The sequence below is a fragment of the Ectothiorhodospira magna genome, assembly GCF_900110965.1.
GTDB classification, from domain to species: Bacteria; Pseudomonadota; Gammaproteobacteria; order Ectothiorhodospirales; family Ectothiorhodospiraceae; genus Ectothiorhodospira; species Ectothiorhodospira magna.
On record NZ_FOFO01000003.1, the window covers coordinates 89598 to 103770 of the forward strand.

At 60.6% G+C, this 14173-nt stretch carries 13 protein-coding genes and 1 pseudogene; 9 read left to right on the plus strand and 5 right to left on the minus strand.

Annotated elements, in window-relative coordinates:
• The first annotated feature begins 2 nt into the window (after positions 1–2).
• From pufA to BMX62_RS02215, 6 genes are all read left to right on the plus strand, one after another.
• A complete protein-coding gene (pufA, locus tag BMX62_RS02190) occupies positions 3–188 on the plus strand; it encodes a light-harvesting antenna LH1, alpha subunit (protein WP_008932825.1) in 186 nt (61 codons plus the stop codon).
• 150 nt (positions 189–338) lie between these two features.
• On the plus strand, positions 339–1163 hold the full coding sequence (gene pufL, locus BMX62_RS02195) for a photosynthetic reaction center subunit L (protein WP_090203414.1): 825 nt from the start codon (positions 339–341) through the stop codon (positions 1161–1163).
• A gap of 15 nt (positions 1164–1178) precedes the next feature.
• Positions 1179–2156 (plus strand): photosynthetic reaction center subunit M, encoded by a 978-nt coding sequence (pufM, locus tag BMX62_RS02200; protein WP_090203418.1) that lies wholly within the window; start codon positions 1179–1181, stop codon positions 2154–2156.
• Between the two features lie 5 nt (positions 2157–2161).
• Positions 2162–3247, plus strand: a complete 1086-nt coding sequence (gene pufC, locus BMX62_RS02205; RefSeq protein ID WP_238375805.1) for a photosynthetic reaction center cytochrome PufC — start codon at positions 2162–2164, stop codon at positions 3245–3247.
• 121 nt (positions 3248–3368) lie between these two features.
• On the plus strand, positions 3369–4421 hold the full coding sequence (locus BMX62_RS02210) for an AI-2E family transporter (protein ID WP_090203426.1): 1053 nt from the start codon (positions 3369–3371) through the stop codon (positions 4419–4421).
• A gap of 46 nt (positions 4422–4467) precedes the next feature.
• Positions 4468–5880, plus strand: coding sequence for a mannose-1-phosphate guanylyltransferase/mannose-6-phosphate isomerase (locus BMX62_RS02215; protein WP_090203429.1), 1413 nt, complete (start codon positions 4468–4470; stop codon positions 5878–5880).
• Positions 5881–5898: 18 nt separating this feature from the next.
• Here the strand turns inward: BMX62_RS02215 and mfd are convergent, their stop codons facing one another.
• From mfd to BMX62_RS02240, 5 genes and pseudogenes are all read right to left on the minus strand, one after another.
• On the minus strand, positions 5899–9375 hold the full coding sequence (gene mfd / locus BMX62_RS02220) for a transcription-repair coupling factor (protein ID WP_090203432.1): 3477 nt from the start codon (positions 9373–9375) through the stop codon (positions 5899–5901).
• Between the two features lie 94 nt (positions 9376–9469).
• Positions 9470–9676: a YgaP family membrane protein gene (locus tag BMX62_RS02225; protein ID WP_090203437.1), complete on the minus strand. Its 207-nt coding sequence runs from the start codon at positions 9674–9676 to the stop codon at positions 9470–9472.
• A gap of 113 nt (positions 9677–9789) precedes the next feature.
• Positions 9790–10665, minus strand: coding sequence for a carbon-nitrogen hydrolase (locus BMX62_RS02230; protein ID WP_090203440.1), 876 nt, complete (start codon positions 10663–10665; stop codon positions 9790–9792).
• Positions 10666–10722: 57 nt separating this feature from the next.
• Complete coding sequence (locus tag BMX62_RS02235; protein WP_090203443.1) at positions 10723–11133, minus strand: hypothetical protein; 411 nt, start codon at positions 11131–11133, stop codon at positions 10723–10725.
• A gap of 188 nt (positions 11134–11321) precedes the next feature.
• Positions 11322–11773 (minus strand): annotated as a pseudogene (locus tag BMX62_RS02240) (arsenic resistance protein); the annotation flags it as partial.
• Between the two features lie 102 nt (positions 11774–11875).
• Between BMX62_RS02240 and BMX62_RS02245 the strand changes: the two are divergent.
• From BMX62_RS02245 to BMX62_RS02255, 3 genes are read left to right on the plus strand one after another with little or no spacing between them, the layout of a single operon-like run.
• A complete protein-coding gene (locus BMX62_RS02245) occupies positions 11876–12277 on the plus strand; it encodes a very short patch repair endonuclease (protein ID WP_238375811.1) in 402 nt (133 codons plus the stop codon).
• The gene (locus BMX62_RS02250; protein WP_238375807.1) at positions 12243–13484 is read left to right on the plus strand and encodes a DNA cytosine methyltransferase; all 1242 of its coding nucleotides are present in this window, start codon (positions 12243–12245) and stop codon (positions 13482–13484) included. The genes BMX62_RS02245 and BMX62_RS02250 overlap by 35 nt, the downstream gene beginning before the upstream one ends.
• Positions 13481–14113 (plus strand): Eco29kI family restriction endonuclease, encoded by a 633-nt coding sequence (locus tag BMX62_RS02255; RefSeq protein WP_090203452.1) that lies wholly within the window; start codon positions 13481–13483, stop codon positions 14111–14113. Before BMX62_RS02250 ends, BMX62_RS02255 begins: the two co-directional genes overlap by 4 nt.
• Positions 14114–14173 lie beyond the last annotated feature (60 nt).

Below are 14173 nucleotides of genomic sequence, written 5' to 3' on the forward strand. Positions count from 1 at the left end.
ACATGTGGCGTGTTTGGCTGCTGTTCGATCCGCGCAGAGCGCTGGTTGCCCTGTTCACATTCCTGGCTGTGCTTGCGCTGCTGATCCACTTCATCCTGTTGAGCACCGAGCGGTTCAACTGGATGCACTCTGCGTCGGCTGTCGAAGCGACTCTGCAGGCTCAGGAAGGCGGTTCAGCACTGTCCTGATAGCGTCTGTAGCCACAGGTGATGGGCGGGTATCGGTGAAGTTGCCGGTCCCGCCCGGCACCCTCGGCCCTTCGCTAACAAGCGTGTTGAGAGTATAGGGCTAGGGCCGGAATCTCCGGCCTATGCCTTACCTGACCGGAGGTTCTAGGAATGTCCATGCTGAGCTTTGAAAAAAGATACCGCGTACGCGGGGGGACGTTGATCGGAGGCGACCTATTTGACTTCTGGGTTGGTCCATTCTACGTCGGATTTTTTGGAGTCCTGACAGCGTTTTTCGCGCTGCTGGGTACACTCCTGATTATCTGGGGTGCGGCCATGGGCCCAACCTGGAACATCTGGCAGATCAGTATCAATCCCCCTGACCTGAGTTATGGCCTTGGCTTTGCACCCCTTGCCGAGGGTGGGCTTTGGCAGTTGATCACGATCTGTGCCTTGGGTGCATTCATCTCCTGGGCCCTGCGCCAGGCTGAGATTGCCCGTAAACTGGGTATGGGACTGCATATTCCGATCGCCTTTTCCGTGGCGGTCTTTGCCTATTTTGCGCTGGTTGTCATTCGTCCGGTGCTGCTGGGTGCCTGGGGTCACGGTTTCCCCTACGGCATCATGAGTCATCTGGACTGGGTGTCCAACACCGGTTATCAGTTCCTGCACTTCCACTACAACCCGGCTCACATGCTGGCCATTGCCTTCTTCTTTACCACGGCCCTGGCCCTGTCCATGCATGGTGGTCTCATTCTGTCCGTGACCAACCCCAAAAAGGGTGAAACGGTCAAGACGCCTGAATACGAAGACACCTTCTTCCGCGATGTGGTCGGTTATTCCATCGGTTCTCTGGGTATTCACCGTCTGGGTCTGTTCCTGGCCCTGAGCGCCGCCTTCTGGAGTGCCGTCTGTATCATCATCAGCGGTCCCTTCTGGACGCAGAGCTGGCCGGAATGGTGGAACTGGTGGCTTGACCTTCCTATCTGGGCTTAATGTAAGGGGACCACAATGGCCGAATACCAGAACATATTTAACCGGGTGCAGGTCCAGGCAGAGCCTGAGGCCGGCGTACCCTTGCCGAATGGTGATCGTGAACGCATCGGGAAGCCGCTGCTGTTCTATTGGGCCGGCAAACTAGGTAACGCCCAGATTGGGCCGATTTACCTGGGCTGGACCGGACTGGCATCCATCCTGTTTGGTTTGATCGCCATCCTGATCATTGGTTTCAACTTCTTGGCCCAGGTCAACTGGGATGTCATCCAGTTCATCCGCCAGCTGTTCTGGCTGGGACTGGAACCGCCGCAGGCTGAATACGGTCTGGGGATTCCACCGCTGGCTGAGGGTGGTTGGTGGCTGATGGCAGGTTTCTTCCTGACCACTTCCATCTTGCTGTGGTGGGTGCGGGTCTACCGTCGCGCCCGTGCACTCAACCTGGGTACCCATGTGGCCTGGGCGTTTGCTGCGGCGATCTTCCTGTATCTGAGCCTTGGCTTCTTCCGCCCGATCCTGATGGGTGACTGGTCCGAAGCAGTGCCGTTCGGCATCTTCCCGCACCTTGACTGGACCACGGCGTTCTCTCTGAAGTACGGCAATCTGTACTACAACCCGTTCCACATGCTCTGCATTGCCTTCCTGTATGGTTCTGCTGTGCTGTTTGCCATGCACGGTGCAACGGTGCTGGCAGTGGGCCGGTATGGCGGTGAGCGCGAAATCGAGCAAATCACCGACCGTGGTACGGCTTCCGACAGAGCCATGCTGTTCTGGCGCTGGACCATGGGCTTTAATGCCACCATGGAATCCATCCACCGCTGGGCCTGGTGGTTTGCGGTCCTCGTCCCGATCACTGGCGGCATTGGCATTCTGCTCACTGGCACGGTAGTCGACAACTGGTATCTTTGGGCGATCGATCACGGCGTGGCGCCGTCCTACCCGATCGTACATCCTAATGTCGTAGACCCGGCCACGCTTCAAGGGATGTCTCAATGAAAACGATGACGCATAAAACGACGACAGTGGCGGCACTTGCCGGTGCCGCGCTCCTGATGACCGGCTGTGAAATGCCCATCGGGATCGAAACCGAGCAGACCGGTTATCGCGGTCTGGGTATGGAGCAGGTGACCAAGCGCCATCTGGAAGCCATGAAGCGTAGTGGTATGGAGATTCCAGAGCCTGAGCGTCCCGCGGCTGCCGCCGGCCCCCTGGCCGGTGACATCTACGAAAACGTGAAGGTGCTGGGTGATCTGAACATCTCCGAGTTCAACCGGTTGATGAACGCCATCACTGCTTGGGTGTCCCCCGAGGAAGGGTGTAACTACTGCCATACGCCGGGCAACTTCGCCGACGAAAATGTCTACACGAAGATTGTTTCCCGTCGCATGCTGGAGATGACCTACACCATCAACCAGGAATGGACCGCTCACGTGGGCGAGACTGGTGTGACCTGTTACACCTGCCACATGGGCAACCCGGTGCCGGAGAACATCTGGTACGAAGATCCGGGCATGCAGCAGGCCGGTGGTTTTGCCGCCAGCCGTATGGGTCAGAACCTGGCCGGTACCAACGTAGCTTCCTCGTCGCTGCCGAATGATGTCTTCACACCCTTCCTGCAGGGTGACGAGCCGAAGAACATTCGGATCACGCCGCGGACCTCGTTGCCGATGGGTGACAATCCGTACAACCTGATGGATGCCGAGTGGGTACATGGTCTGATGATCCACTTCTCGGTGGCCCTGGGTGCCAACTGTACCACCTGCCATAACACCAATAACTTCCCGGAGTGGGAAACCAGCCCACCCCAGCGTGTGACGGCTTGGCACGGTATCGAGTTGGTTCGGGCGCTGAACAATCAGTACCTGAATCCGCTCCAGCCCGAGTATCCGGACTACCGTCTGGGTCCGTTGGGTGATGCACCCAAGACCAACTGTGCCACCTGCCATAACGGCCTGCAGTTGCCGCTGGATCGTGCGCAGATGCTGAAGGATTATCCGGAGCTGAACCGGGTGAACCACCGTGGTGACCAACCTGCGGCCACCACCAGCGCTGCCGCCGATGACGCTGCAACGGCTGCTGAAGGATAAGGCCAGTTCCATTGGTTGAACGACCCGAAGGGAATCGGGTGAACAGGGGACCTTCGGGTCCCCTGTTTCATTTTGAGCCTATGATCTGTATTGCATAGCAAGTTCCTGCGAGGTGGGGGCGGTGATCAAGAATCGAGAGCTGGTCATGGATGGTTTTACGACCTGGCACTGGTTGCTGGGTGCTGCTGCTGCCGTGATCGTACTGGGTGGACTCAAGGCGGTCAGTCATATTCTCACCCCCTTTTTGATGGCAGCCTTTTTGGCGATTATTTGCGCACCGCCGCTGGCCTGGATGCAGCGACGGGGTGTGCCGGGGGCATTGGCGGTGCTCGTCCTGTTTTCGGTGGTGGGGTTTACCTTTTTTCTGCTGTTTCTGGCGCTCAGGGACGCGGCGGAAAGTCTTGCTGTTCAGGCGCCCCTATACCAGATGCGGCTGACCGGCTGGCTGGAACATCTGCGGGGATTGGCTGAAGCACGAGGCTTGCCGGAGGATGTGTTACCAGAAAAACCGGCCCTGCCCGCCACCGCCACCATCACCAACGCAGCCAGGGCCATTGCCGGAGGACTGGGGCAGTTTACCGCCAGCACCTTTTTGGTATTGCTGGCTTTCATGTTTCTGCTGATGGAGGAGCGGGTATTGGCGGCCAAACTCAATGCTGCTTTTCCCGGTCGCCGCCGTGCCAGGGTCAGAACCCGTCGTTTCCTGCGCTCTGTCTATCGTTATCTGGCCATCAAGACGGGCGCCAGCATCGCCACTGGCCTGTTGGTCGGTATCGGGTTGAGCCTCATCGGTGTGGATTTTGCCATTCTCTGGGGCATTCTGGCGGGACTGCTGAATTTCATTCCGACCATTGGCTCCATTATTGCTGCCGCCCCGGCGGTGCTGATTGCCTTGCTGGGACTGGGCGGGACGGAAGCCATCCTGGTATTGATCCTTTATGTGGTGGTTAATGTGGGTATCGGCAGCATACTCGAACCCAAGCTCATGGGGCGCACCCTGGGCCTGTCGCCCCTGGTGGTGCTGGTGTCCTTGCTGGTCTGGGGATGGGTATTCGGGCCGGTGGGCATGTTGCTGTCCATTCCCCTGACCATGATTGCCAAACTGGCGCTGGAGTCCAAGCCAGACACTCGCTGGATTGGCATCCTGATGAGTGACCGGCCCAGGGGAAGCTAACCCCATCGGTGGCCGGCTGAGGATACGTTTTGCAGGAGATATCCATTTGATTCCCTTGATACTTTCCGGTGGTGCGGGTACACGGCTCTGGCCCATGTCCCGCCAGCTTTTTCCCAAACAGTTCCTGCCCCTGGCGGACCCCCAAAGCACCCTCCTGCAGGCCACCTTGGCGCGCCTGCCCCAGGGGGATGATCTGGGGCGACCGGTGGTGGTCTGTAACGAGGATCATCGCTTTTTAGTGGCCGAACAACTGCGTGCCATGGGGGTGCAGCCGGCCCGGATCATTCTGGAGCCGGTGGGCCGTAACACGGCGCCGGCGGTGGCGCTGGCTGCCCTGGAACAGGTACAGGACGGCGCTGATCCGGTGCTGCTGGTGATGCCGGCGGATCATGTGATTGCCGATGTAGACGCCTTTCGCCGTACATTGTCCACGGCCCGAATGCGGGCAGAAGCGGGTGATCTGGTCACTTTTGGCATTGTCCCCACCGAGCCCCATACCGGCTATGGCTATATCCGTGCCGGTCACGGCACGGAAGAGGCAGGGGTCTTGCCGGTACTGGAATTCGTGGAAAAACCGGATCAGCAGACGGCGGAAGGTTATCTTGCCGGCGGCGACTATTTCTGGAACAGCGGCATGTTCGTATTCCGGGCCTCGGTGTTTTTGCAGGAGCTGGAGACCCACGCACCGGATATTCTTGCCACCTGCCGCAAGGCACTGGAATCCGCCCAAGCAGACATGGACTTCCTGCGGGTGGATCGGGATGCCTTTGCCACCTGCCGTAGCGATTCCATCGACTATGCGGTGATGGAAAAGACCGGGCGGGCCGTGGTGGTGCCCCTGCGGGCCGGTTGGAGCGACGTGGGTTCCTGGGCCTCCCTGTGGGCGGTGGGGGCGCGGGATGCCGACGGCAATCTGACCCAGGGGGATGTGATCACCGTGGGGGCCAGAAATTGCTATGTCCACGGCAATCAGCGTCTGGTGGCCGCCGTGGGGGTGGAAGACCTGGTGATCGTGGAAACGGCGGACGCGGTGCTGGTGATGCACAAGGACCGGGATCAGGAGGTCAAGGAAGTGGTGGCCCGGCTCAAGTCCCGTGGTCGTGAGGAGGCGGATATTCACCGCTGCGTGGCCCGACCCTGGGGCACCTATGAGCGCATTGATGCTTCGGATCGTTTTCAGGTCAAGCGCATCACGGTCAAGCCGGGACAGACCCTCTCGCTGCAGATGCATTATCACCGGGCCGAGCACTGGATCGTGGTGCGGGGCACGGCGCGGATCACCCGGGGGGAGGAGGTGTTCGTGCTCACGGAGAACCAGTCCACCTTCATCCCCCTGGGTATCACCCATCGCCTGGAAAACCCGGGCAAGATCCCCCTGGAACTGATCGAAGTGCAGTCGGGAAGTTATCTGGGAGAGGATGACATCGTCCGCTTCCAGGATACCTACGGTCGCAGTTGATCCGGCGAGGCTGCCGCCTCAGGCGGCAGCCTGCTTCGGGCTCAGGGCGTTCACCAGCCTGAGCACCGCCTGCACCCGCTGTTCCAGGGTGTCCATGGGCTCGAAGAACCTGAATTGGTCAGGGCCGTCGAGCCGATACCCCTGGGGATTGGACTGGATCAGGCGGATGACATCGGCAGGATCCACCGCCGGGTCCGGATGAAAGCGCAATCGTCCCCCCTGAGGCCCCAGTTCCAGCTTGCGCACCCCCAGCGGCTGCAGCTTGAGCTTGAGCCGGGTGGCCTCCACCAGGTTTTTCGCCTGGGGCGGGAACAGCCCGAAGCGGTCGATCATTTCCACTTCCATGTCCCGTAGCTGGGCTTCATCCCGGCAACTGGCCAGTCGCTTGTAGAGGATCAGGCGGCCATGGACATCCGGCACATAATCCTCCGGCAGCAGGGCCGGCAGACCCAGGTCCACCTCGGTGGTGTCGCCGGTGGAGGTGTCCAGGTCCGGGACCTTGCCTTCCTTGAGGGCCTTCACCGCCCGTTCCAGCAGTTCGTTGTAGAGGGTGAAGCCGATTTCCTGGATCTGGCCGCTTTGTTCATCCCCCAGCAGTTCCCCCGCGCCCCGGATTTCCAGGTCATGGCTGGCCAGGGTGAAGCCCACCCCCAGGTCTTCCAGGGATTCGATGGCTTCCAGGCGCTTGACCGCATCCCGTGTCATGCCGGAGGGGTGGGGCGTGATGAGATAGGCATAGGCCCGGTGGTGACTGCGCCCGACACGGCCCCTGAGCTGGTGCAGCTGGGACAGCCCCAGCTTGTCCGCCCGGTCCATGATGATGGTATTGGCCGTGGGCACGTCGATGCCGGTCTCGATGATGGTGGTACACACCAGGATGTTATAGCGCCGGTGGTAGAAGTCGAGCATCACCTGTTCCAGTTCCTTCTCCCGCATCTGTCCATGAGCGATGCCGATGCTGGCGGAAGGGAGCAGTTCCGCCAGTTCGCGGGCGGCCTTGTCAATGGTGTCCACCTGATTGTGCAGGTAGTAGACCTGACCGCCGCGCCGGATCTCGCGTAGGCAGGCCTCCTGGATCAGGGCATCGTTGCGCTGGCTGACGAAGGTCTTGATGGCCAGTCGTTCTTCCGGCGGGGTGGCGATGATGGACAGATCCCTGAGTCCCGACAGGGCCATATTGAGGGTGCGTGGGATGGGGGTGGCGGTGAGTGTGAGCATGTCCACCTCGGCCCGCAGGGCCTTGAGCCGCTCCTTGTGTCGCACCCCGAAACGCTGTTCCTCGTCGATGATCACCAGCCCCAGGTTCTTGAACTTGAGATTGCCTTGGATCAGCTTGTGGGTGCCGATGACGATATCCACGCGCCCGTCTTCCAGGCCTTCCATCACCGCTTGCTGCTGTTTCTGGGAACGGAACCGGGACATGGACTCGATGCGGATGGGCCAGTCGGCGAAACGGTCGCGGAAATTCTGGTCGTGCTGCTGGGCCAGTAGGGTGGTGGGTACCAGCACCGCCACCTGCTTGCCGTCCTGGACCGCAACGAAGGCGGCACGCATGGCCACCTCGGTCTTGCCGAAGCCCACGTCACCGCAGACCACCCGGTCCATGGGGCGCTCGGACGCCATGTCCGCCAGCACGGCCTCGATGGCGGACAACTGGTCCGGGGTTTCCTCGAACGGGAAGGCGGCGGCAAAGGCGGCGTATTCATCACCGTGGGGCTGGTAGGCATACCCCTTGCGGGCGGCCCGCCGGGCATAGATGTCCAATAGCTCCGCCGCCACGTCCCGGGCCTTTTCCGCCGCCTTGCGCCGGGCCTTGGCCCAGGTATCCGTACCCAGCTTGTGCAGCGGGGCCTGCTCCGGATCGGCACCGGTGTACCGGCTGATCAGGTGCAGGGAGGAGACGGGCACATACAGCTTGTCACCGCCGGCATATTCCAGGGTGAGAAACTCGGTTTCCTGGCCGCCGACGGTGAGTGTCTGCAGGCCCAGATAACGGCCCACGCCGTTGTCCTCATGGACCACGGGGGCGCCGGGATGCAGGTCCGTCAGATTGCGGATGACCGCATCCGCGTCCCGGGTGGGGCGGTTGCGCCGTCGTTCCTGGCTGACCCGCTGACCGAACAGGCTGGCCTCGGTGAGAATGGCCAGACCGGTTTCAGGCAGGAACAGACCCTCGTCCAGGGGCGCCACGGTCAGGCACAGGGGCTGTTCTACGGTCAAAAAGCTCTGCCAGGAATCCACAGGGGTGGGCAGGATGCCGAAGGGGCGCAGGGTGTCCAGCAGCACTTCCCGTCGTCCGGCGGATTCGGCGGTGAACAGGACGCGTCCGTCAAAACCCTCCAGAAACCGTTGCAGGCCCTGGGCAGGTGCGTTCTGGCGGGGATGAATCTGCAGATCGGGCAGGGGGGCGGTGTCCATGTTGCACAGGCCCGGTCCGGTATCCGGCAGTGCCCTGGCCTGGATCTGCAGGCACCGGCTCCGTGCCCATTGCCGGGACAGGGTTTCCGGGGTCAGAAACAGGCTGTCGGGGGGGAGCAGGGGCCGTTCCCGGTCATGGCGACGCTGCTCATGGCGATGGGCCACCTGATCGGCAAACCCCTGGGCTGCCGCTTCCGTGTCCCCGGCCTGGATGAACAGGGTGTTGTCGGGCAGGTAGTCGAACAGGGTCTCGGTGTGGTCGAAGAACAGGGGCAGGTAGTATTCGATCCCCGCCGGGGCGGCCCCCTGGCTCACTTCCCGATAGATCAGGCTGGCCTGGGGGTCGCCTTCAATGAGGGTGCGATAGCGTTGGCGAAAACCCTTGATGCCGGCCTCGTTAAGGGGGAACTCATGGGCGGGCAGGAGACGCACCTGGGTGACCGTGTCCCTGGAACGTTGGGTTTCCGGGTCAAAGGTGCGGATGGACTCGATCTCGTCATCCATCAGGTCGATGCGATAAGGCACCTCGCTGCCCATGGGAAACACATCCAGCAGGGCACCACGGACCGCGTATTCACCATGCTCCATCACCTGATTCACATGCCGGTAACCCGCTTCTTCAAAGCCACTGCGCAGCTGTTCCCGCTGGATGGACTCTCCCTGGGACAGAAGCAGACACTGGGACTGCAACCAGGCCCTGGGGGCCAGCCGCTGCATCAGGGTGGTCACCGGGATGATCAGGACGCCTTGCCGGAGGGACGGTAACCGGAACAGGGTTTCCAGGCGTCGGGAGACGATGTCCTCATGGGGAGAAAAAACATCGTAGGGCAGGGTTTCCCAGTCCGGGAGGACGAGGATGTCCTGGGTGCCTCCCAGGAAAAACCCCAGTTCCAGTTCCAGGCGCTCGGCGGTCTGGGTATCGGGGGTGACCACGACGCTCAGCCCCCCATGTCGTTCCAGGGCGGCGGCTATGGCCAGCCCCAGGGCAGCGCCACACAACTGCCCCCAGTGGGCATTTTGGTTTTTATGGGGCAGGGCGGGGGGGGTAAGGGGGGTGAAGGTGTTTGACTGATCCATCCTGACTGCGGCCCGACGGCTTGATGAGCGAGGACAGATTATACCCGGATGGGGTGTCGGGGGGGGCTGCCCCGCATGGCGGGGCAGCGACTGGTCAGGAGGATTCCCTGTCGTCGGTGCGGATGTTGAGCAGGGTATAGGCGGGACACCAGCTCATGAGCGCACTGGCCAGTGGGATCAGACCCAGCCAGCCCCAGGTGGTTTGAGGTCCGACAAATACAATGGCAATCAGACCAAGACCGACCACCAGACGGATCAGACGGTCATTGGGGCCCATGTTCTTGAGTTCTTCCAGATTCATCAGTGACGTACTCCTTGGTTGGATGACGGCTCTCCATCATAACGATAATAAGCCGGTTGTGATTGACGAAAGGCAGAGTTTTCTGGGATTGATTCTCCATTTCCGTCGCGACATTAGTCCCGATATCGCTTGAGAAGATCCCCATAGGCATCAATTCTGCGATCCCGCAGATACGGCCAGATTCGCCGCACTGCCTCACTGCGGGCCTTGTCGACATCCACCACCAGGACCTGTTCCTGGCTGTCCGAGGCCTGGGCCAGGAATTCTCCCTGGGGGCCGCAAACGAAGCTGGATCCCCAGAACTGACTGCCGGCGGTCACTCCGGACGGGTCCGCCTCGAACCCTACCCGGTTGCAGGCGGCCACCGGAATGCCGTTGGCCACGGCGTGGGCGCGCTGCACGGTGATCCAGGCGTCCCGCTGCCGGGCCTGTTCATCGGCGGTGTCATTGGGGTCCCAGCCGATGGCGGTGGGGTAGATCAGCAGTTCCGCTCCGGCCAGGGCCATCAGTCGTGCCGCTTCCGGGAACCACTGATCCCAGCACACCAGCACGCCCAGGCGTCCCACTCGGGTGTCCACCGGCTCGAAACCCAGATCCCCCGGCGTGAAGTAGAACTTCTCGTAATAGCCGGGATCGTCCGGGATATGCATCTTGCGATAGACCCCGGCCAGGCGCCCGTCGCTGTCCAGTACCACGGCGGTGTTGTGATACAGGCCGGGGGCACGTCGCTCGAACAGGGAACCGACGATCACCACCCCCAGTTCCGCCGCCACCTCGGACAGGGCCTGGGTGCTGGGGCCGGGAATCGGCTCGGCCAGATCGAATAATTCGGTATCCTCCGTCTGGCAGAAATACAGGCCGGTGTGCAGTTCCTGCAGGATGACCAGTTCCGCCCCCTGGGCGGCAGCCTCGCGGATGCCTCGCAGGCTTTTATCCAGGTTGGAGCGGGTATTGTCCGTGTTGGAATGCTGAATCAGTGCGATGCGCATGATGAGATTCTAAGTCGGTTTAATGGGGGTGGAGTGAAGGAAAGGGCAAAGCCCGTTTCAACTGGAGCGCAGGGAGTGCCGGTCCGGTGCGGGCGGCCCCCTGCGGGTCGCCAGATAAAAGTGGAAGCCGGCCAGGCAGAGCATAAGCAGACTCATCAGCATGGCGCCCCGGTAGGGACCAAAGAAGAACCACGCCCCCAATACCAAAAAGGCGATGCCCGCGCTGCCCTGGATGATGAGTTTCTTCACCCGTCCCGCATTCCAGGTGGACATGGTGATGAACCACCAGCCCATGGGCAGGCCGGGGGCGGAGAACAGCACCACCAGCTGCCGGAAGATCCCCTCCAGATGGCCCAGGGCCAGATGAATGCCCAGGCTGCCGGCCATCAGCAGCAGCACACCGACGGCGGCGATCCGGTAGCTGGGCTGACGTGAGCGATACCAGGGACGTTTGACCGGGGTGTTCATGGAAGTGGGATACCTCAAGGATGTTGTGAGCAAGCTATTCCCGCCCAAGCGGGAATCCAGTCACGGGCCGATTGATCCATTGCCGCGCACACGTTTGATCAACCGGAGCAAAAAGCGTTCAGAGATCGGACCTGGATAACTTGATCAAGGATCAAATCGTTGCAAAACAGGGTTGCACCATAACCGAATCATGCCGGATTGCCCATATTCTTTCCCTCATTGCGAAACAGGCGTTTGGGAACCCACCACTGGAAGACGGCCATCCCCAGCAGTTCACCAGACTCTGGAACACGATCACCACCACGGGCACCTCAAGGGAAGCCGGCAGCGCCAGGGCCAGCGGCAATACCACGAAAGAGTTACGGGTCCCGAAGCTGAAAGCCAGGACCCGGCCCTGTTCCGGGGGTAATCGGAACAGCCTGCTCATTGCCCAGGCCAGCCATCCCGCCGCGAGCAGGAACAGGGTGAAAATCAGCAGCAGATGCAGCAGCAGGGGGAGGGCGCCCACCACCAGATGGACCTGGGAGGTCGCCACGATGAACACCACCACCGCCAGCAGCGGCACCGGCAGATCCCCGGTCTGTTCACGAGCCTTCCGGGCTTGTCGGGCCTTGCGGCCCGATGCTAGGTGCCCAGCGCCAGCAGCAACGGCACGATGATCAGACCGATATTCTTGGGGTGACTGACTCGATAGGGTGGGTTCTTGAGCGACACCTTAACATCCCGCGAGCGTAGTGAAAGGATGTCGCGTGTTCGCTCCAAGGACACCAAGCCGGAAATGCGGGTTCGTCGCCTTGTCCATGGCATGGGATACCGCTACCGGTTACATCGGAGGGACCTTCCTGGGTGTCCTGATCTGGTTTTCCCATCTCGCTGGGCGGTAATATTCGTGCACGGCTGCTTCTGGCACCGCCATCGTGGCTGTGCTCTGGCGAGGCTTCCGAAGTCCCGGGTGGAGTTCTGGGAGGCAAAACTGGAAGGCAACAGGCTTCGTGATGAAAACAATCAACGGCGTCTGCGGGAACTGGGTTGGCGGGTGCTTATCGTGTGGGAGTGCCAAGTGGCTGACCTGGAGGGAACCGCTGAAAAAATAAAGGGATTTTTGGACCATGAAACAGGAAACCAAGATCATGAAGGCGGTTGAACTCTTTGCGGGCGCGGGCGGGCTGGCGATGGGGGTGTCCCTTGCCGGTTTCGAATCCCTGGCGGTCGTCGAATGGGATAAGTGGGCGTGCGATACCATTCGCGAGAATCAGCGCCGCGACTACCCCTTGGTGCGTGACTGGCCCCTTTGGAACGGCGATGTGCGTGATTTTGATTGGAGCGCCATTTCCGAGTGCGTCGATCTTGTTGCCGGTGGCCCACCTTGTCAGCCATTTTCCATGGGCGGTCGTCACAAGGCGTTTGGCGACAAGCGCGACATGTTTCCGGCCACCGTCGACATTGTGCGCTGCCTGTGTCCCAAGGCGTTCATCATCGAGAATGTGAAGGGACTGACCCGGTCAAGTTTTTCCAATTATTTTCAGTATATCTTGCTGCAACTGGAGTTTCCCGAGATTGCCAGGCGCGGTAATGAAACTTGGTTGGATCACCTCAAGCGTCTGCAGGGGGTGAAGACTTCGGGCGGCGGCCATCTCCAAGGCTTGACCTACCATGTGATCCCCACGCTTGTGAATGCGGCGGATTATGGTGTCCCTCAGAAGAGGGAACGCGTTTTCTTGGTGGGTTTCCGTTCCGATCTCGGAGTTGAGTGGTCCTTTCCTCGCCCAACCCACAGCCTTGATGCCCTGTTGGTATCCCAATGGATTACCGGTGACTACTGGGAACGGCATGAAATTGCCAAGCGGAACCGCCCCGACATCCCCGCTCGCCTGGAAAAGCGGGTTGCCCGACTCGCCTCCTGTTTATTCCCTCCGGGTGAGAAACCTTGGCGAACTGTTCGCGATGCCTTGTGGGACTTACCCGACCCGCGCTTGTGTACACCGGATAATTTCATGAATCACCATTTCCAGGATGGTGCCCGCGCCTACCCGGGACACACGGGAAGTCCACTTGATCTGCCAGCCAAGACTTTGAAGGCCGGCGACCATGGCGTACCCGGTGGGGAAAACATGATGGTGCGCGATGATGGTGGAGTTCGTTATTTCACCGTGCGCGAGTCAGCCCGACTGCAGACTTTTCCGGATGGTTATATATTTCATGGCTCGTGGACGGAAATCATGCGCCAGCTAGGCAATGCCGTGCCGGTGGCCTTGGCGAGGATTGTTGCCGCGTCCGTGGCGGAACAACTCGCCGAAACGGCAATCCGTGCGCGGATGCTTGAGCAGCGGCGGGAAAGGATCAAGGCATGACGGATGATAAGGTCATTCCGTTCAATCCCCTGGACAAGCGTCATCTCGGCGAAAGCGTTGGCCAAGCCATGCTTCGGCAGCCGGTCGTCCCCATGGCAAAACTCTCCAGGTTTCGAGGGGCGGGAATTTACGCGATTTACTATACCGGCAACTTCGAGGCTTATCAGGGAATTGCCGCGTGCAACAGGGATGATCGCTTTGCGGCGCCGATCTATGTCGGTAAGGCCGTGCCGAAGGGTGCCCGAAAGGGCAGCGGCAGCTTGGATACGAGTCCCGGAGCCGTTCTGTTCAGTCGATTGGCTCAGCACGGGAAAAGTATCCAGGAAGTTAAAAATCTGGATATTAACGACTTTTATTGTCGTTACCTGATTGTCGACGATATCTGGATTCCACTTGGAGAATCATTGCTTATTGCGAAGTTCAACCCGCTCTGGAACTCGGTCCTGGATGGATTCGGCAACCACGATCCCGGGAAGGGGCGGCATGCGGGTCTGCGCCCGCGCTGGGATGTGGTGCATCCAGGGCGAGCTTGGGCCGGGCGCTGTCAAGCCAGGGAAGAAACCGCCGAGAAAATCCTCCGCGAAGCCGTCAATTTTCTGGCAAGTAACCCCCCTCCCGGTGACTGGTAAGCTTCAGCCCCCATCACGTAGGCCAACTTGAGTCACGGCATGGCCGACACCGGTTTCGAA

Excerpts from the sequence above, each read along its gene's own strand:
- BMX62_RS02225 (WP_090203437.1), bottom strand. The coding sequence starts at position 9,676 with ATGAATCTGGAAGAACTCAAGAACATGGGCCCCAATGACCGTCTGATC.
- BMX62_RS02250 (WP_238375807.1), top strand. The coding sequence starts at position 12,243 with ATGAAACAGGAAACCAAGATCATGAAGGCGGTTGAACTCTTTGCGGGC.
- BMX62_RS02245 (WP_238375811.1), top strand. The coding sequence starts at position 11,876 with ATGTCGCGTGTTCGCTCCAAGGACACCAAGCCGGAAATGCGGGTTCGT.
- BMX62_RS02230 (WP_090203440.1), bottom strand. The coding sequence starts at position 10,665 with ATGCGCATCGCACTGATTCAGCATTCCAACACGGACAATACCCGCTCC.
- BMX62_RS02235 (WP_090203443.1), bottom strand. The coding sequence starts at position 11,133 with ATGAACACCCCGGTCAAACGTCCCTGGTATCGCTCACGTCAGCCCAGC.
- pufM (WP_090203418.1), top strand. The coding sequence starts at position 1,179 with ATGGCCGAATACCAGAACATATTTAACCGGGTGCAGGTCCAGGCAGAG.
- BMX62_RS02255 (WP_090203452.1), top strand. The coding sequence starts at position 13,481 with ATGACGGATGATAAGGTCATTCCGTTCAATCCCCTGGACAAGCGTCAT.
- mfd (WP_090203432.1), bottom strand. The coding sequence starts at position 9,375 with ATGGATCAGTCAAACACCTTCACCCCCCTTACCCCCCCCGCCCTGCCC.
- pufL (WP_090203414.1), top strand. The coding sequence starts at position 339 with ATGTCCATGCTGAGCTTTGAAAAAAGATACCGCGTACGCGGGGGGACG.
- pufC (WP_238375805.1), top strand. The coding sequence starts at position 2,162 with ATGACGCATAAAACGACGACAGTGGCGGCACTTGCCGGTGCCGCGCTC.
- pufA (WP_008932825.1), top strand. The coding sequence starts at position 3 with ATGTGGCGTGTTTGGCTGCTGTTCGATCCGCGCAGAGCGCTGGTTGCC.